Annotated in this window: 16 protein-coding genes; 3 read left to right on the forward strand and 13 right to left on the reverse strand. The window is 68.7% G+C overall.

The window, feature by feature from the left end; translation table 11 throughout:
- The first annotated feature begins 1 nt into the window (after nucleotide 1).
- On the forward strand, nucleotides 2-781 hold the full coding sequence (locus tag AC3B5T_RS01580; protein WP_010840564.1) for an ABC transporter permease: 780 nt from the start codon (nucleotides 2-4) through the stop codon (nucleotides 779-781).
- On the forward strand, nucleotides 778-1,599 hold the full coding sequence (locus AC3B5T_RS01585; protein ID WP_035716922.1) for an ABC transporter ATP-binding protein: 822 nt from the start codon (nucleotides 778-780) through the stop codon (nucleotides 1,597-1,599). The genes AC3B5T_RS01580 and AC3B5T_RS01585 overlap by 4 nt, the downstream gene beginning before the upstream one ends.
- 19 nt (nucleotides 1,600-1,618) lie before the next feature.
- On the opposite strand, the gene AC3B5T_RS01590 is transcribed toward AC3B5T_RS01585, so the two are convergent.
- From AC3B5T_RS01590 to AC3B5T_RS01605, 4 genes are read right to left on the reverse strand one after another with little or no spacing between them, the layout of a single operon-like run.
- Nucleotides 1,619-2,674, reverse strand: coding sequence for a prenyltransferase (locus tag AC3B5T_RS01590; RefSeq protein ID WP_010840566.1), 1,056 nt, complete (start codon nucleotides 2,672-2,674; stop codon nucleotides 1,619-1,621).
- 25 nt (nucleotides 2,675-2,699) lie between these two features.
- Nucleotides 2,700-3,431: a class I SAM-dependent methyltransferase gene (locus AC3B5T_RS01595; protein ID WP_010840567.1), complete on the reverse strand. Its 732-nt coding sequence runs from the start codon at nucleotides 3,429-3,431 to the stop codon at nucleotides 2,700-2,702.
- Nucleotides 3,418-4,692, reverse strand: a complete 1,275-nt coding sequence (locus tag AC3B5T_RS01600; protein ID WP_035716923.1) for a glycosyltransferase family 4 protein — start codon at nucleotides 4,690-4,692, stop codon at nucleotides 3,418-3,420. Before AC3B5T_RS01600 ends, AC3B5T_RS01595 begins: the two co-directional genes overlap by 14 nt.
- 2 nt (nucleotides 4,693-4,694) lie before the next feature.
- The gene (locus tag AC3B5T_RS01605) at nucleotides 4,695-6,371 is read right to left on the reverse strand and encodes an FAD-dependent oxidoreductase (protein ID WP_014927937.1); all 1,677 of its coding nucleotides are present in this window, start codon (nucleotides 6,369-6,371) and stop codon (nucleotides 4,695-4,697) included.
- A 100-nt stretch (nucleotides 6,372-6,471) separates the two neighbouring features.
- On the opposite strand from AC3B5T_RS01605, the gene AC3B5T_RS01610 reads away from it, so the two are divergent.
- Nucleotides 6,472-7,299: an acyl-[acyl-carrier-protein] thioesterase gene (locus AC3B5T_RS01610; RefSeq protein WP_014927938.1), complete on the forward strand. Its 828-nt coding sequence runs from the start codon at nucleotides 6,472-6,474 to the stop codon at nucleotides 7,297-7,299.
- A 15-nt stretch (nucleotides 7,300-7,314) separates the two neighbouring features.
- Here the strand turns inward: AC3B5T_RS01610 and AC3B5T_RS01615 are convergent, their stop codons facing one another.
- The 9 genes from AC3B5T_RS01615 to AC3B5T_RS01655 form a co-directional block, all read right to left on the reverse strand.
- A complete protein-coding gene (locus AC3B5T_RS01615; protein WP_010840571.1) occupies nucleotides 7,315-7,866 on the reverse strand; it encodes a DUF3558 domain-containing protein in 552 nt (183 codons plus the stop codon).
- Nucleotides 7,863-8,750 (reverse strand): DUF3558 family protein, encoded by an 888-nt coding sequence (locus tag AC3B5T_RS01620; RefSeq protein ID WP_010840572.1) that lies wholly within the window; start codon nucleotides 8,748-8,750, stop codon nucleotides 7,863-7,865. The genes AC3B5T_RS01615 and AC3B5T_RS01620 overlap by 4 nt, the downstream gene beginning before the upstream one ends.
- A gap of 202 nt (nucleotides 8,751-8,952) precedes the next feature.
- Nucleotides 8,953-9,147 (reverse strand): hypothetical protein, encoded by a 195-nt coding sequence (locus AC3B5T_RS01625; protein ID WP_014927941.1) that lies wholly within the window; start codon nucleotides 9,145-9,147, stop codon nucleotides 8,953-8,955.
- 270 nt (nucleotides 9,148-9,417) lie between these two features.
- Nucleotides 9,418-11,055, reverse strand: coding sequence for a hypothetical protein (locus AC3B5T_RS01630; RefSeq protein ID WP_488358152.1), 1,638 nt, complete (start codon nucleotides 11,053-11,055; stop codon nucleotides 9,418-9,420).
- A gap of 178 nt (nucleotides 11,056-11,233) precedes the next feature.
- The gene (atzF, locus tag AC3B5T_RS01635) at nucleotides 11,234-12,907 is read right to left on the reverse strand and encodes an allophanate hydrolase (protein WP_488358154.1); all 1,674 of its coding nucleotides are present in this window, start codon (nucleotides 12,905-12,907) and stop codon (nucleotides 11,234-11,236) included.
- A complete protein-coding gene (locus AC3B5T_RS01640) occupies nucleotides 12,904-14,973 on the reverse strand; it encodes a 5-oxoprolinase/urea amidolyase family protein (protein ID WP_488358155.1) in 2,070 nt (689 codons plus the stop codon). Before AC3B5T_RS01640 ends, atzF begins: the two co-directional genes overlap by 4 nt.
- A 50-nt stretch (nucleotides 14,974-15,023) precedes the next feature.
- Nucleotides 15,024-15,704 (reverse strand): urea amidolyase associated protein UAAP2, encoded by a 681-nt coding sequence (locus AC3B5T_RS01645; RefSeq protein WP_488358156.1) that lies wholly within the window; start codon nucleotides 15,702-15,704, stop codon nucleotides 15,024-15,026.
- Between the two features lie 25 nt (nucleotides 15,705-15,729).
- The gene (locus tag AC3B5T_RS01650) at nucleotides 15,730-16,581 is read right to left on the reverse strand and encodes an urea amidolyase associated protein UAAP1 (RefSeq protein WP_488358157.1); all 852 of its coding nucleotides are present in this window, start codon (nucleotides 16,579-16,581) and stop codon (nucleotides 15,730-15,732) included.
- 299 nt (nucleotides 16,582-16,880) lie between these two features.
- Complete coding sequence (locus tag AC3B5T_RS01655) at nucleotides 16,881-18,446, reverse strand: amino acid permease (protein ID WP_055474355.1); 1,566 nt, start codon at nucleotides 18,444-18,446, stop codon at nucleotides 16,881-16,883.
- Nucleotides 18,447-18,512 lie beyond the last annotated feature (66 nt).

The raw sequence follows: 18,512 nt of genomic DNA on the forward strand, positions 1-18,512 counted from the left end.
CGTGGCCCCGCCCGCTAGCACCGGTCTCCGGCGGGCGGCACCCGCGATCGTGACGGTGGCGGCCCTCGTCGCGGTCTGGCAGATCTACGTCGAGCTCAGCGGAATCCGGCCCCAGCTCCTGCCGTCACCGTCGCGTGTCGCGGAGCAGGGGTGGGCGCACCGGAGCGAGATCGGGGTGCATGCCGCGGCGACTCTCCAGGTCACACTGATCGGATTCGGAGTGTCGCTGGTACTGGCGTGGGTGCTGGCGATCATCGTCGACTTCTCCCCCGTACTGCGCCGGGCGTTCGTACCCCTGTTCGTCGCGTCGCAGACGTTGCCGATCATCGCGATCGCGCCGCTGATGGTCATCTGGTTCGGATTCGGCGTACTGCCCAAAGTCCTGGTCATCGCCCTGGTCACCTTCTTTCCGATGGCGATCGGGCTGATCGAGGGATTCGCGGCCGCCGACCGCGAGGCCGGCGCACTCCTGCGGAGCATGGGTGCCACTCGCCGCCAGATCTTTCGCTACGTCCGCCTCCCCTCCGCGCTGCCCCGGTTCTTCACCGCGCTGCGGATCGGCATCACCTACGCGGTGGTCGGTGCCGTGTTCGCCGAGTACGTCGGCGCCACGCAAGGGCTCGGCATCTACATGAGCCTGCAGAAGAACTCGTTCCGCACCGACCTCGTGCTCGCCGCGGTCCTGGTGACGGCACTCGTCAGTGTGTCCCTCTACCTGCTGACCTTCGCGGTCGAACGGGTCGTCGCACCGTGGGCGCGAGCCGAGAAGGCGCCGTCATGACCGACGAGACCCGCCGGCTCGTCGTGGACCGGCTGACGAAATCCTTCCCTCAGCCCGGCCGAGGTCGTCCCCGGCGGCACGTCCTCGACGCGGTCTCGTTCACGGCCGAACCCGGCGAATTCGTCTCCGTCATCGGGCCGAGTGGATGCGGCAAGAGCACGATCTTCAGCATGCTCGCCGGGCTCGACGTCCCCGACTCGGGCAGCGTCACCGTCGGCTCCGACACCGCAGTGGCCGGGCACTGCGCGTACATGCCGCAGAAAGACCTGCTGTTCCCGTGGCGCACGATCCTCGACAACACGATCCTCGGCCTCCAGGTGCACGGTGTGTCGACAGCCGAGGCCCGGCGCCGGGCCGCCGAACTGTTCCCCACCTTCGGACTGTCCGGGTTCGAGGACGCGCGTCCGTCTCAGCTGTCCGGCGGGATGCGGCAGCGGGCGGCACTGCTCCGCACGGTCGTGCAGAATCGCAATCTCCTGCTGCTCGACGAGCCGTTCGGCGCGCTCGACTCGCTGACCCGGACCGAGATGCAGTCGTGGCTGCAGTCGGTGTGGCAACGCTACCGCTGGACCGTGCTGATGATCACCCACGACATCCGTGAGGCCGTCTACCTCTCCGACCGGGTGATCGTGCTGTCCGCCCGTCCGGCGACCGTCGTCCGGGAAACACGCGTCGACCTCCCACGACCGCGGGAACTGGCGGTTCAGACCTCCCCCGAGTTCGTCGCGCTCGAGGGAGATCTGCGTGAAGTGCTGCACGACGAAGCGCGTCGGGCCCTCGCCGAGCAGACCGACCCGCGCCGGTCGATCGAGGAATGATCGTCCGAGCGATGACCGATCAGGGCGTCGGTGCCACGAGCCTCTGCCGCACATCCCGGAAGATCCCGTTGGCCACACTCGTACGGCTCACCGCGTCGGCCGCCAGCACGACCGCCGCCGAGGTCCAGCAGCTCTTCTCCACCGGCCAGCGTTTGCCGTCGGCGAAAACCAGTCCGGTCCAATACGATCCATCGGGGTCGCGCAGGTGCTGGATGGACGCGATGAGCTCGACGGCGTCGGCGGTGTCGCCGAGCGCATCGAGTGCCAGTGCGAGTTCACATGTTTCGGCGCCGGTGACCCACGGACGGTGGTCCACGCATCGAACCCCCTTGCCCGGCACGACGAACTGCTCCCACCGGCGAGCGATGAGCTCCTGACCGTCGCGACCGCGGACCGCGCCGCCGAGGATCGGGTAGTACCAGTCCATCGAGTGTTCGGACGGCGGGGTGAAGATCTGCCACTCGTCGCGCGCGACGTCGGTACGGATGGCGTCGCCGAGCACACTGTGAGCCGCGATCCAGGCGTCGTCGGGCTGGTCCATCTCCCCGGCGATCCGGATGGCGCAGTCCAGGGCCTGGAAGATGCTGGCATTGCCCGTGATCAGCGCCTCCCCGAACATCGCCCCGGTCCGGTGGTCGCCGCCCCAGCGGAACGCACCGTCGTCTCGCTGGAAGCGGAGCACACAGTCGATCGCCGACCAGACCACCGGCCACATCTTCTGCAGGAAGGCGTCGTCACCGGTGATCAGGTAGTGGTGCCACACCCCGACCGCGATGTAGGCGCAGAAGTTGCTGTCGGTGCCCGCGTCCTCCACCTTGCCACCGACGGTGCGGATGGGCCACGAACCGTCATCGCGCTGTTTGCGGCGCGACCACTCGTACGCAGCCTCGGCCTCGGCGTGAAACCCGGTCACCGACAACGCCATCGCGGATTCGATGTGGTCCCACGGGTCGGTCTGACCGCCCGGGAACCAGGGCAGTGCCCCGGACTCTTCCTGCATGCCGACGATCGCGGCACCCGTGGCGTGCATCTCGTCGGCCGTGACCACACCGGGGACCGCCGGAGCGGCCGTCATGGAGCTCCCGTCCTGGAGGGCCCGGTCATGAAGACGCGGTGGCGGTCTCGGGCTTACGCAGGTAGAGGGCCACCGACTTGCCGATGAGCGGGTTGAGCACCTGCTCCCCGACGCGGGTCAGCCACGGCTTGCTCATCATGTCCCAGACGAGCAGCTGGTGATAACCCTTCACCAGGACGTTGTCGTTGTTCTCGACTCCCACCGCGCATTTCAGCCACCAGTACGGGGCATGCAGGGCGTGGGCGTGGTCGGTGCCGGTGACCTCCAGTCCGGCGCGGCGCAACTTGTCCGCGAGCTCGGAGGCCTTGTAGATGCGAACGTGCCCACCCTCGACCTCGTGGTACTCGTCGGACAGGGCCCAGCACACCTTCTCCGGCCAGTACCGGGGCACGGTGACCGCCGCGACGCCACCCGGCTTCAGCACGCGCACCATCTCGGTGATCGCGCCTTCGTCGCTCGGGATGTGCTCGAGGATCTCACTCATCAGCACGACGTCGAAACTGTTGTCCGAGTACGGGAGACGAAGCGCATCCCCGACCTCGGCGCGAGCCTTGGCCGACGCGGGCACATGCCCTTCGGCCATCATCGCGTCGAACATCTCACCGACGTCGGACATGTCGCTCTCGGACATGTCGAATGCGATGACCTCAGCGCCGCGACGGAACATCTCGAACGAGTGCCTACCCTGCCCCGCCCCGATGTCGATCGCCTTGGTCCCCGGTCCAACGCCCAGCCGGTCGAAATCAACTGTGAGCACTCACTGTCCCTTCTGTTGCCCGCCGGTGTCCGGCGAGCACGGTTTCGTAGTGCGCCGCCGTCTTCGCGGCCACCGCTGCCCAGCTGTAGTTCTCCTCGGCGCGGCGACGACCGCCGTCACCGAGTCGCTTCCGCAGGTCCGCGTCGTCGAGGAGCCGGCCGATGGCCTGGGCCAGACGTCCGGAATCCCTCGGCGGCACCAGCAATGCGGCCTCCTCGGCGGTTCCGACGACCTCCGGGATCGCGCCGGCCCGGGTGGCGACGAGCGGCGTGCCACAGCTCATCGCCTCCACCGCGGGCAGCGAGAAGCCCTCGTAGAGCGAGGGCACGCACGCGACCTCGGCAGAAGCGAGCAGACCGGCGAGCTCGGTGTCCTCGAGTCCGGACACCACCGTGACCCGATCGGAGATCGCCAGGTCCTCGATCATCTCGGCGGACGGACCGTTCGGGTCCAACTTGGACACCAGTACCAGTTCGACGTCGCGCTCGGACGACAGCTTGGCGACCGCCTCGAGGAGGTAGGACACCCCCTTCAACGGAGCGTCGGCACTGGCGACACACACGATGCGACCCGGCACCCGCGTGGCAGCCGGCGTGAAGATCTCGGTGTCGACTCCCAGCGGGATCGTCGTGATACGGCCCGACGGGATGTCGAATGCCTTGCGGATGTCGACCTCACTGCTCCGGGAAACGGTGAGCAGCTCAGGGATCCGGCGGGACACGCGACCCTGCATGCGCAGGAACGAATGCCACCGCCATGCGCTGATCTTGCGCCATCCCTTGGCCGCCTTCACCGCCAGCGTGCGGTCGCGCGTGATCGGGTGATGGATCGTCGCGATCAGCGGGAAACCCGCCTTCTGGATGTCGAGCAATCCGTAACCGAGACACTGGTTGTCGTGGACGATGTCGAAGTCGTCGCGACGCTCCTTGAGGAGACGGGCCACCCGGAGGCTGAAGGTGAGCGGCTCGCCGAAGCTCGCCGTCCACATCGAACCGACCTCGAGGACGTCGATCCAGTCGCGGTACTCCGACGGCCGGGGCGTGCGGAACGGGTCCGGCTCGTCGTAGAGTCCCAGGCTCGGCACCTTGGTGACGGTGACGCCGGCATCGATGGCCACCTGATCCAGTTCCGGATAGGGCTGACCCGAGAAGATCTCGACGCTGTGGCCCAGGAGGGCGAGTTCGCGGGAGAGATGGCGGACGTAGACGCCCTGTCCGCCACAGTGCGGCTTGCTGCGGTAGGACAGCAGTGCGATGCGCACGGTCACCGCGCCCCGGCGGTGGCGGCCGCCTCGAACTCGGAGACACTGACGAACTTCGCGCGCACCCGGCCGGCGGCCTTGCCTGCGGACTTCTCGGCCGCGTCGATCGCCTTCCACCCGGTGAGATCGATGCGGTTGGCGCCACGATCGGCCACGAGGGCGTCGACATCGTCCCGAGAGGTCGACGGATCGTCGAAGGCCGCGGCGACGAAGTCGGCGATGACCGCCTGCGCGGTCTCCTGGCCGCAGATGCGGTTCATGCCGATACCCCCCGTCGCCCCTCGTTTGATCCATCCCGTCACATAAAGGCCCGGCATCACCTCACCGCCTGCCGCGGTCTGGACGCGCCCTTCGCTGTTCGGGACCACGCCGTGTCCCTCGTCGAAGGGCAGGTCGGTGACGGGCACACCGCGGTATCCGATGGCCCGGAGGACCAGGCCGGTCTCGAGGTCGAAACGCTCGTCGGTGGGTGTCACCGCGACTTTCCCGGTCGCGTCGGCGTAGGCATTGCGCACGCAGGTAAGACTAGCCACTTCCCCGTCACCGGCAATTTCGACGGGAGACGCGAGGAACCGGAACACGATGCGCTTGTTCCCCTCGGTCTGCGGCCGCTCGGCGAACTCGCGGGCGAGCCGGATCTTGGTGGCGATCGTCGAGTCGAGCGTGTCGTCGGACAGCGCCGCCTCGGTGGCCGGGTCGAGGACGAGCTCGTCGGGATCGATGACCACGTCCACGCCCTCGACCTCACCGAGTGCCAGGAATTCGCTGTTGGTGTAGGCGGCCTGCGCGACACCGCGGCGACCGAGCAGCACGACCTCGGAGACCTTCGACTCCCGCAGTTTCGCGAGTGCGTGATCGGCGATGTCGGTCTTGGCGAGCTCGTCGGGATCGGTGACCAGGATGCGTGCGACGTCGAGCGCGACGTTGCCGTTGCCGACCACGACCGCCCGCTCACCGGACAGGTCGACGTCGAGTTCGGCGAAGTCGGGATGGCCGTTGTACCAGGCGACGAACTGCGTCGCGGCAACCGAGTTGGACAGGTCCTCGCCGTCGATGCCCAGCCGCTTGTCGGTCGAGGCACCCACCGCGTAGATCACCGCGTGGTAGCGCGCCACGAGTTCGTCGTGGCTGATGTGCTTGCCCACCTCGACATTGAGGTAGTACGAGAAGTTCTTCTTGGCCGCGACCGAGGCGAAGGTCTTCTCCACGCCCTTGGTGGCGCTGTGGTCGGGTGCCACCCCGGCGCGTACGAGTCCGTAGGGCGTCGGCAGGCGATCGAACATGTCGACCTTGATGCTCGGCTTGCGGACGAGTTCCTCGGCGGCGTAGAACGCGGCGGGCCCGGCACCGACGATGGCCACGTGCAGTTCCTTGTCGGGCAGAGGCGGCGCCTTGCGCGGCGGGACGAGCCCGCCCTCGACGTCGTGGTCCTTGTAGTAGTCCGCGTTGATCTGCAGGTACGGCTCGTCGCGCGCCTCCAGCTGATCGTCGGGGATGATCGCCTCCACCGGGCACTCGTCGATGCAGGCACCGCAGTCGATACACGTCTCCGGATCGATGTAGAGGGCCTCCGCCGTCAGGAACTCCGGCTCGTCGGGCGTGGGGTGGATGCAGTTCACCGGACACACGCTCACGCAACTGGCATCGTTGCAACATGGGCGGGTAATCACATGCGCCATCTGCTGTTTCCTCGTGATCCGACACGTAGAACGTGTTCTATTTTTTCGATTGAATGTATCTTAGCTGCAAAGATACCGGCGACCTACCGAAGGGACTCGAGTGAGCCAGGTTACGCCAGCAGTGTCCGGTGCATCACTTCCGGACCGCAAGCCTGGATCCCAGTTCTACGAGGTGGGATATCGGGTCCGCACCGGCGACGTCGACCAGGACATGCGGGTGCGGCTCGACGCCGTTGCGCGATACCTCCAGGACGTGGCCAACGACAACATCGAGGCCACATCGTTCGGTGACACCGATCCGTTCTGGATCGTCCGGCGCACCATCATCGACGTCATCGAGCCCCTGACATGGCCGGCCGCGGTCACCGCGCAGCGCTGGTGCGGCGCACTGTCGACCCGCTGGACCAACATGCGCGTGCGCCTCACCGCCGACCACGAGACGAACCGGTTCAACCCGCGGCCTCGCCCTCCGGGGCTGATCGAGACCGAGGCGTTCTGGATCAACGTCAACGAGAAGGGCATGCCGTCGCGGCTGTCCGACGAGGCGTTCTCGATGCTGTCCTCGATGACCGACGAGCACCGCCTGCGCTGGCGGTCGATGAACCCGGAGAAGGCCCCCGACCCCGCCGAGATCGACTTCCCCGACCGCGAACACGTTCTGCGGATCACCGACTTCGACCCGTTCAAACACCTGAACAACGCCGCCTACCTCGAGGCGATCGAAGACGAACTCGTCGAACATCCCGACCTGGTCGACGGTCCGCACCGCGTGGTGATCGAGTACCTGCGGCCCATCGTGCCCGGCACCCGGCTCATCCTGCGGCGGGTGCGCGAGGGCGACCGGCTGACCGTGTGGCTGATGATCCCGGGTACCGGCGACGAACTCGTGGTCGCGGCCAGCGTCGTCGTCGGGCCGATCCCGGAGTGATGGGTTTCGACAGGCTCACTGACCGCCCTGGAGCAGTAGCTCCATCAGTTTGATCGGCGCCTCGCACGGGTCGCCCTGGGGCGCACCGCGGGGCTCGACGAACCAGGTGAAGATGCCGCGGCTCGGCGCCCTGGCCGTCACCCCGCAGACCCCGGGACGATCGGGGCTGCGCTGGGTGAATGCCGACTGACTGGCGACCTTGATGTTCTCGGTCTCGAAGCCCAGCTTTTTCGCCGTCTCCTTCTCGACGTTGACGTTGCCCCACTCGAACCAGTTGAACGTCACGCTGACCACGTCGGTGGTACCGGAGACCAGCCAGCGGCAGATGGCGCCGCTGAAGGAGCGCTCGGCGAATCCGCCGCCGGCGACGACGTCGGCGATCATGGCGTCGGGCAACACGTCGCATTCGAGCAGCAGGCGGTCGAACTGGTCGGTGTCGATGTCGCTGCTGCCGGACTGGTCCGCGGCACCCACGGGCACCGGCTCACCGTCGACGGTCCGTGCGCACCCGGCGAGGACGGACAGGCCCACCAGCACGGCCGCGATCAGGACGGCGAGCCGCTTCATGACGCACGCTCGATCGACAGGGTCGCCAGTTCACGCGCGGCATCGCAGATCTCTTCGATCGGTCGCGGTGTCGCGGCGTCGCCCCGGATCGACCACTCGAAGAAGTCCGCACCGAAACCGATGCCGACCTCACAGATCTGACCTGACTGCGTGTAGCCGATGAACCCCTCGTGACCGTCGATCTCGAGTTTGTCGGTCACGTCGCGGGAGAGCTTCACGTTCGCTTCCTCGCGACCGATCGGCGACCCGCGATACCAGTTGAACGAGGCGACGGCACCGGTCCTGGAACCGGTCGTGTCCCATTCGCACACCGAGGTGTTGTTCACGGTTTCGGTGAGCCCACCGAAACCGGTGATGCGGACGACCTCGTCGAGGGACACCCCGCCGCATTCGCCGAAGAACGGTCCGGAACCTGCCTGCGCGGGCGCCTCGGGCGTGTTCGGCTTGTTCGGGTCGGCCGTCGGCTCGTCGCCGGAACATGCGCCGACGACAAGCGCGACCGCGGCCAGCGCCGCGACGAGGAAGGTGCTGTCGCGCAGCCGGTCCAGCTGGCGCCGTTCACGTTTCGTCGGCCGGCCGGCACCCCGGTCGCGACGCGGCTGACTGGCCAGGATCTCTCTGGGCGGGGGTGGCGGAGACCGGTCGATGAAGCACTCCGCAGCCATCGGCGCGGACACCCGTTTGCTGATCGTCCGGGTGACCTCGACGATGCGCTCGTGCCCGGCGAGCCGCACCCGGATCTCGTCGCCCGGCACCACCGGCTGCGCGGGTTTGGCGGTGACCCCGTTGACCCGGACGTGCCCGCCACGGCAGGCGGCGCCCGCAGCCGACCTCGTCTTGGTCAGTCGGATGGCCCAGATGTAGGCGTCGACGCGGGTGGACACGATCAGCCGCCCAGCCGATTCGTCCCGAACGCGAGAACACGTCCGGCCGGAGCGTCTCGACCCGGTTCAGCGACCACGACGCCGACTCCCTTCACCGCTCTCCTCGACCCGTTCACCGCGCTTCTCTGCGCCGGCGGGACTCATTGCGCACCACTGTAGCCGCGACGAATACCTCGACGCGGGCTCCGAACGGGCGACACCGTCAGCGCTTGCGGGTCAGCAGGTATGCACCCCCGCCGACGGCGAGGATGAGGAACAGGATGGCCAGAAAGGTCTGGTCGAGCAGCAGCAACGCCGCGAACACGGCGATGCCCGGGGACACCGCGACCAGGCTCATCACCGGGTGCTCGCGCACGACCTCCGACACCGCTCTGCTCTTGTCCCGATCGATCGCCATGAGGCCCTCCCTGGTCGGTCGCCCCGCCCGCCCTGCACAACCGGCCCGGGGTCGTGTGCCCAGCGTAGTCCCGTCCGAGGGCGGGGCCGAGCGTCACGCCCTGCTCCCTGCAGGAGCGAGCTTGCGAGCGTCACGCCCCGCTCCCTGAGGAGCAAGCTTGCGAGCGTCACGAAGGGTCTTGGCGAGTCGGGTTGCGAAGACCCTTCGTGACGCGCCCTCCGCAAGCTCCGGGCGCTCCTCAGGGAGCAGGACGCAGGTCGTTCTTTCGGATTAGGGAGCAGAGGACTCGTCGGCGCTGCCCGCGTCGACGTCGCCCGCCTCCGTGCTGTCGTCGTCCGTGGTGTCATCGTCCGGGCTGTCGGATTCCGGAGCGTGCGACTCCCCCGCGCCGCTGTCGTCGGAGGGTTGCGGCGTCCGGTGCCTGCCCACGTAGCTGTCCTCGTCTGCCGCGCGGTGCTTGCCGACGTAGCTCTCCGCGTCGACGGCCTCCGGGCCGGCCGCCGCCTCGGGCGTGTCGTGCGACGCGATGCTGACCCGTTCGACAGGCGCCTCTTCCGCCGAACGGCTCGCGGGCACCAGCGTGTTCGACGCACCGGTGTCGATCGGATCGGTCGCGGGCAGACCGAACGGGAACTCGTACGCCGGGATGCGGATGGCCGGGATGAACTCGCCGGTGTCGAGCTGACCCAACTCGATGACCGGCAACCCGAGGCGATTCGGCCGGAGCTCGCCGTTGACCTCGACCAGCGGCCGGAAGGTGACCGTCGAACCCAGCCAGTCGACCGTGATCGGACCGGTGAATCCGCAATCGCTCGTCAGCCGGAGGAAGTTGCCGCTGAACAGATCGTGGTCGCCGCCGATGCTCAGGCGGGCGAAGTCCTTGGAGAGGGACATCCAGTCGCTGTCGAAGTCGATGCCGGAGCCGCTCAGGATGCCGGCGAGCAGACCCTCGAGGACCTCCGCGCCGAGGCCGCCGAGAACCCCGCCCGGATCGGCGATCAGTGCCGTCGGATCGGTGAGCGCGAACTGCAGTTCGCCATCTGTTTGCTGCCAGCGGAAGTCGAAAGTGCCCAGCACATTCGCACAGGCCCCGACGCCCTCTGCGTAGGCGCCGGTGAGTCCGCCGTAGCAGCCGACGCCCGTGACACCGGGGATTGTTCCGATCTTCTCGCCGAGGACAGTGACATCGAGCGGACCGGTGTTCCATGCATGGGCCATCCCGATCAGCGCGAACGACCTCGCCGTCCGTCCGTCGCTCGCACCCGCGGTCGCGATGCTCAACGGGAGGTAGGACGTCGCGCTCGCGTCGCCGCCGCGGTAGGCCAGCGCGAACTGGAAGCCGTTCCCGGCGACCGTCGCCGAACCCTCGGTTGCGGGGCCGTCGATCATCGTCGGCGGCAGATCGATGCCGAGCCGGCGGATGATGTCCCCGAGGACCGACCCGGACAACCCGTCGAACACCTGCTTGACCGGATCGTAGACGGCGACGGGTACGACCTCGATGCGGTCGGGCAGGACGACGGCGAGTCCGATGCCGCCGTACTCCGTGCTCGACGCAGAGCAGTCGGCCCCGTCCCGGACGGCGCCGGACATGCAGCTCTGGATCCGCCACTGCTCCGCGATGTCGGCGAGGGCGCCGTTTCCGATCGTGGTCACCAGACCTCCCAGCGGATTGCCACTGTCGAAACCGTTCGACCAGTTCCGCAGGTCGTCGATCTCGGACGGGATCGCCGGGACCAGCGCCGCGTCGGCCACCGCCGGTTCCGCCAGCTGCCCCGCGCCGATCGCGGCGACGGTCGCCAGCGCCGCCGCCCCCGCGATCGCGCGGTGTTGCCGCCGCTGCGTCCGGTTCTCGCGTCGTGCGACCTTGTCCGATCGTCGAATCCCGTTGCGCCCCACCCTGGTCATCCGTCCCAACTCTCTCTCCCCGACCGCCCGAGCTGAGTAAGTGAATCATCACGGTCGGCGACCAGAGGTCAGATCGGTGGAAATGGCACGAGGCGGCCGTTCTGGACAGACGTCCCAGACTGGGCGTGAGACGGGTTCCGGCGCACGGGTTCCGGCGCAGACGAACCCGGTGACCGGGCTACCAGCGATCGCGGTCGAGACTCTGCCCGGAGGCGCCGGCGTCGGCGGCGCATCCGAAGCCGACGATCCAGCGGGCAGGTCCGGTCTCGCCGACGGCGATCTCGACCTTGCCCAGCATCATCGGTTCGGGGAGGGCGGCCAGGAAATCCCCGAGCGCTGCGGAAGGCACCGTCCACACCTCGCCCCGGATCGCGCGGCCGGCAACCGGATCTCGGATCAGCCCCGGCTTCGGCGGGGTCGTGTCCAGCGCGACCAGGCGGTACGACGGGGTCGTGGTCACCTCTCCCGCCCATCGGGCGCCGCGTTCGCCGAGCTCGTGGGTCAGCGGTCCGCCCCGCATGTGTGCGCCGAAGACCGCGAGCTCGATCGCGTCGCCGCGCTCCGCCCAGGACGGCGCCACCGTGTCGTCGCCGAGAAACCGGCGGGCCACATCGACGACGACGGCGTCGGCATGCGCGCGGCCCAGCAGTGTGATGCCGAATTGTGCTGTGCTGCCGTCCTCGCCGACGACTGTCCCGGCCGGTACCGCGAGGCCACACAGGTCGAAGAGGTTGCAGAAGTTGGTGTAGGTGCCCATCCGCGAGTTGACGCCCACCGGGTCGGCGGCCACCTCGGCGAGGGTCGGGTGCGCCGGCGCGGTCGGCACCATCAGAACCGTGGCGTCGCCCCACTGCTCCATCGCCTCGGACCGCAGGTCTGCGAGCCGACGGCGAGCCCGCAACAGGTCGACGGCCGAAAACCTGGCCGCGGCACCGATGATCGTCGACACGGTCGGGTCGATGCCGGCGTCATCGGGATCGGCGACGGAGCCGAGAAAGTCCCCCACCGCGTCGAATCGCTCGGCCACGAGCGCGTCGTCGTACAGGAGCCGGGCGGCCTCGAGGAACGGCGACAGGTCGATGGTCTTGACCATGAGCCCCGCCGCCTCGGCACGCAGCACCGCCTCGTCGAACGCGGCCCGCCACCGGTCGTCGAGCCCGGGCAGCTCGGTGGGCACCGCGACGACCGGGCGCTCGGGCGCGGCGTACGGGATCGACGTCGGGAAGGGCCGCGGGCCCTGCGCCCCGGCCATGGCCGCCATCGCACGGTCGGCGAGCGCGAGGTCGGCGGCGAAGACGGTGACGACGTCATAGCTCGCGCAGGCGGGCACCACTCCAGCGGTCGAGACCACACCGACGGTCGGCTTGATGCCGACGATGCCCTGCAGGCCGGCCGGCACCCGACCCGATCCGGCGGTGTCGGTTCCGATCGCGATGTCGGCGAATCCGAGGGCGACCGCCACCGCCGACCCGGAACTCGACCCGCCCGAGATGCGGTCGGGACGTCGCGAATCCCGCACCGCGCCATACGGACTGCGAGTACCCACCAGACCGGTTGCGAACTGGTCGAGGTTGGTCTTGCCCACCACCACCGCGCCGGCCGCGCGCAATGCGGCGACCGCGGGCGCATCGGACTCGGGGGTGAAGGCGAAACCGGGACATCCCGCGGTGGTCGGCAGACCGCCGACGTCGACGTTGTCCTTCACGGCGAGAAGCACGCCGGCCAAGGGGCCGCCCGCGGCGACCGACCGCTCGTACTCGGCTGCGACCTCACCGGCGGGTCGCAGGGTGATGAACACCTCCGGACGGTCTGCCTCGGCGATCCGCGCATACAGCTCGTCGATCCTGCTCATGCCACCTGCTCCTCGTCCTCTCTGATCCCCGCTGCCCCGGTGCCGGCGAGCTCTGCCCCGGCGGCTTTCGCCGCGAATTCGCCTTGCACCGACCACCGTTCGCGCTCTTCGGCCCGGGCGGTCTCCATCTTCTCCCGCCGGGTCGCGATGTCGGCGGCATGCTCGTCGAGGAATCGCTGGTGCGCGGCCAGCGAGAATTCACCGTCGACGATCTTCGTGCTTTCACCACGCCCGGCGGCGACGTCGGCCCGCATGTCGAGGAGTTCCTCCGAACTCACCGGGTACCAATGGATCCGGTCGAAGAACCGCAGCAGCCACGGATGCTCGGGGTCGAACGCCGGTGCCGGCAGCGGATGCCGGTGGTTCCACACCTGCGTGGTGCGGCCGACGAACTGGTAACCGCCCGGCCCCTCCATGCCGTAGATGCAGAGGTAGGCGCCGCCGATCCCCACCGCGTTCTCCGGCGTCCAGGTGCGGGCGGGGTTGTACTTGGTGGTGACGAGGCGATGCCGCGGGTCGAGCGGGACCGCAACCGGCGCACCGAGATAGACGTCCCCGAGGCCGAGCACGAGGTAGCTCGCGTCGAAGACGGTACGGTACACGTCGTCGACGGAGTCCAGGCCGTTCATCCGCCGGATGAACTCGATGTTCCACGGGCACCACGGCGCATCGGATCGCACGCCCAGCATGTAGCGTTCGATCGCCTCCCGGGTGGCGGGATCGTCCCACGACAACGGCAGGTGCACAGTACGACTCGGCACCACGAGGTCCTCGGCGGCCGGCAGCTGGCTCTCGCATTCGGTCAGCCACTCCAGCATCTGCGCCTGCGACCACACGTCGGGATCCGCCTTCACCTGCAGCGAACGTATGCCCGGGGTGAGGTCGATGAGTCCGCGCGGCTTCTCCGCGGCGATCCGCTCGCCCAGCGCGTGCACCCGGGCACGCAGGGCGAGGTCGAGATGCATCTCGCCGTATTCGACGAGGATGTTGTCGTCACCGGAACGGCGGTAGGTCACCGAGGTCGATCCGTCCGCGGTCGTCGTGGTCCCGAGGATTCCGTTGTCGGGATCGCCACCCGACGACCAGACGTCGACGAAGCTGGCCCGCCGGCCCAGACCGAGCTCGGAGGGTGAGGCGGCCCGGTCGCCGCGTACCGCGACGAACCTGATCGTGTCGCCCGGCTTCAGCTGGCCGAGCTTCCACCGTTGCGCGGTCGTCACGGTCACCGGACAGACGAATCCACCGAGACTCGGGCCGTCCGGACCGAGGAGAATGGGCGTGTCCCCGGTGAAGTCGAGAGCGCCGACGGAGTAGGCGGTGTCGTGGATGTTCGACGGGTGCAGTCCGGCCTCACCGCCGTCGTCGCGTGCCCATCGCGGTTTGGGGCCGATCAATCGGATTCCGGTCCGGTCGGAGTTGAAGTGCACCTCGTAGTCGGTCGCGAACAGGTCGGCGATGTCCTCGTCGGTGAAGAACTCCGGCGCTCCGTGGGGCCCCACGGTCACGGCCAGCTGCCACGTGTTGGTGAAGGCCGGCTGCTCGTCTCCGAGAATCCGACGCGGCGCCCCGGCCGGCGCGCCGAGTAGTTCGAGGCGGTCGCCGGCGACGAGCGCCCGGCCGTCGAGTCCGCCGAACCGGCCCATGGTGAAGGTCGACCGGCTGCCGAGATGATCGGCGGCGTCGAGCCCGCCGGCGACCGCGACGTAGGCCCGCATGCCCAGGACACCGGTCGAACCGATGTCGAGGACGTCACCCTCGGCGACAGTGAGCGGGACCCATTGCGGCACAGCCGCTCCGTTCACGGTCACGGGCACCGGCGCGCCGGTGACGGCGACGACCGCGGGCCGGTCGAACCGCAGTGCGGGTCCCATGAGCGTGATCTCCAGGCCGGCGGCGGTCTCCGGGTTGCCGACGGCGAGGTTGGCGAGCCGGAAGGACAGGTCGTCCATCGGGCCGGACGGCGGCACGCCGACCTTCCAGTACCCGACCCGGCCGGGCCAGTCCTGGATCGTGGTGAGCGGACCGGACCGGATTACGGTCACGGCACCCGGGGTGGTGGCAGTCATGATGGTGGATTCCTCGTCGGACTCGGTCGGCGCGCGGTGGGAGCGGATTCTCAGAACGGCCGGGTGACGATGACCCGGACCGCGGTGGGGTCGAATCCGTTGCAGGGGTTGTTGATCTGCGGGCAGTTGGAGATGATCACCAGGGTGTCGACCTCGGCACGCAACGCCAGACGCTTACCAGGTGCGGACAACCCGTCGACGATCCCCAGCGAGCCGTCGGGGTCGACGGGCACGTTCATGAAGAAATTGACGTTGCCGACGAGGTCAGCCTTGCCGAGCGCGTGGCGGCTGCCCTCGATGAGGAAGTTCTCGACGCACGCGTGCTGATGTTTGGTGTGGTGCCCGTAACGCAGCGTGTTCGACTCCTGCGAGCATGCGCCGCCGAGGGTGTCGTGGTTGCCGACCTCGTCGGCGACGATCGTCATCAGCGCTGCGGAGTCATGGTCGCGGATCACACTGCCGGTGGTCAGGAAGATGTTGCCCTGCGCGGCGATGGTCGCCTGGGCCGAATACCGTCTGGACGTGTCGGCGGCCGCGTAGAACAGCGTGTCGACGGCCTGGTTGCCGTGGAGGTCGACGATGGTGAGGACGTCGCCGGCGGCGACGACACCCGACCACGGTGCGCGCTCGCCCACTTGCGCGTCGTCGACGACGGCGCCGGGGACGAGGGCGAGTTCGGCGGCGGGCGCCGAGGTGAAATCGGTGATGACTGCGGTGCTTGTCTCGGTCACGATGGTGTCCTCTCTGTTGGACGGCTCAGTGATGAGCCGCGGCCCAGACGTCTTCGGAGTTGGCGGCGGCGCGCTGGTACTCGGGGTCGGTGCCGGCGACGTCGGCCAGCAGGGCGTCGAGATCGCTCTGCGCCTGCCACGCAAGCACTTCCAGGGAGGTGGTGCCGAAGTCGGGCGACGGGTCGAGCGGATGCGCGGTGTTGACGACCGCCACCGTGCACGGCAGGTGCAGGATGAGGTCGACCGTCCGGCCGGGTCCGGCGCTCCCGGTCGAGCGCAGCGACCCGTCGGCGGCGACGGTGACGCCGTGGAAGAACGACAACGACGGGGCGACATCCGCGGGTGCCAGACCGTGCTTCGCCGCCGCCAGGGTGAACAGTTCGCGGCCCGCCGGACTCGCCGAATGCACCTCGCCCGCTCCGTATTTCGCAGCGTTTCCGGCGAGAGTCGAGGTGCCGCACAGCGCGTCATGGTGGCCCGAGTCGTCGGCGACGACGGTCGCCAGCACCCGCCCCTGATCGCTGAGAAGCGGATGCCCCGCACCCAGATACGCCTGCCAGGGCACCTTGACGGTGTCGGCGACGTTGAGACGCTCCCACGGCGCGTCGGCGCGCCACAGCAGCAGGTGCGCGCAGGCCGCCCCCGCGACGTCGGTGAACCGCAGCCGGGTCCCCCGTGCCAGGACCTTGCTGGTGTACCGGCCGCCGGGAACGGTCTCCGCCCAGGTCAACGATGCGGCCGGCACGTCGGCAGGCGGGTTCGGCCAGGCCGATGCCGGCACCACCGGCATGCTGTCGGTGATCGCGCCGGCCTGGGAGCGGGCGTGTTCGCGGGCACCGGAGGTGGTCCCGGTACCGGGAGCGGTGATCGTGCTCATGGGAACTCCTTTGTCGTAGTGGGTGTTCGGGGTGCCCCTTCGAGGCTCGTCGCTTGCGCTCCTCGCACCTCAGGGATCAGAGGGCTGCGGCTGCGCTCCTCGGAATAATCAGCTCCGTGAGGTGCGAGCGAAGCGACCAACTCCCTGCTCCCTGAGGTGCGAGCGAAGCGACCAACTCCCTGCTCCCTGAGGTGCGAGCGAAGCAACCAACTCCCTGCTCCCTGAGGTGCGAGCGAAGCAACCAACTCCCTGCTCCCTGAGGTGCGAGCGAAGCGAGCCTCGAAGGGTCGCGACCTGGATTACGCGGACAGGCGGGTGCTCACCGGTCGCGGATGCTCCTTGCCGCGCGGGTAGCAGGCGATCCCGACGAGGACGGTCGCCACGATGCAGATGGGGCCGGCCCAGCGCAGGATCGGCATCTCACCGGAGGGGTCGAAGACCTCGGCCCGCGGCCACGCCAGATTGATCACCATCAGGGCGCCGTAGAGCACCGCCAGGGCGTTCACCACGATTCCGAAACGGCCGAGGCTGAACAACTTTCGTCCACCGGCGTCGACGGCCGGGGTGTCCCCGCCGCGATGCGGCCAGCCCTGGAACCGCCGGTAGAGCATCGGACCGGTGACGGCCAGGTAGGCGAGGTAGATGAGGATGATGCACACGCTGGCGAGGGTCGCGAAGATCGCGGAGTTGCCGACGTTGACCAGCAGGATGCCGATGCACAGCACACCGATGAGGATCGATGGCAGGATCGGTGTCCCGGTGCGGCTGTTGACGTGGGACAGCTGCGCCGAGAACGGGAGCCGGCCGTCGCGCGCCATCGAGAACATCAGCCGCGAGCAGGCGGTCTGGATCGCGAGGGTGCAGATGAAGATCGCGATTGCGACGTCGCAGAGCAGGACCTTGCCCCAGAAGCTCCCGAGAACCGAGTCGAGCACGTAGGGCAGTCCGCCGGTCGCGAGTTGCTCGTCGAGGGTCGGGGCCGCCATGAGGGTGCCGAGCAGCATCAGCCCGCCGCCGATGGCCGAGACGGTCAGCGCCATCCGGATGGTGCGGGGTGCGACGCGGCGCGGGTCCCGGGTCTCCTCGGCCAGTTCGCCTGCCGACCCGAACCCGACCATGACGTAGGCGGCCATGAGTCCGGAGACGATGAACGCCCAGATGTAGCCGGGTTGCTGACCGGGAACGCCGGTGTCGAAGACGACGTCGGGGCCGCGCTGCGCATGGGTGAACAGTGCCAGGATGACCGCCACGACGCCGACGAGTTCACAGACGACACCGATGCTGTTGACGCGGCTCATCCACCGGACACCGACACAGTTGATCGCGGTCACGATGACGAGCAGGACCGAGCCGAGCAGGACCGCGTTCGCCGCGCCGCTCGTGGTGGTGAGGGTCGGGTCGTCGCCGATGATCTGGAAGCCGATCCAGATCGACGGCAGGACGACCTGCAGGGCGATCGCGGCCGCGGCCGCGGTGACGATCTGCGCGATCATCATGAACCAGCCGCCGAACCAGCCGACGACCTCGCCGCCCATGCGCCGCGACCACTGGTAGATCGCACCCGAGATCGGGTACCGCGCAGCGATTTCGGCGAAGCACAGGGCGACCAGGAACTGGCCGGCGTAGACGATCGGCCAGGTCCAGAAGAAGGCCGGGCCGCCGAAGCCGAACCCCAGGCCGAACAGCTGGAAGATGGTGGTCAGGATGGAGACGAAGGAGAACCCGGCGGCGAAGGACGCGAACTTGCCGAGCGAACGGTGGAGTTGCTGGTCGTAGCCGAGTGCCGAGAGGTCATGGGCGTCGGCGTCCGGGACGCCGGCGGGCGAGGAGGGCGTCGCGGGAGCCACTTCGGGGGTGGAGGTCATGCGCGGTCTTCCTTTCGGAGAAGAAGCTCCACGTTGAGCACGGTGTGAGTCAGGCACTGTTTCCTG

The sequence above is a fragment of the Gordonia sp. G4 genome, from assembly GCF_057770005.1.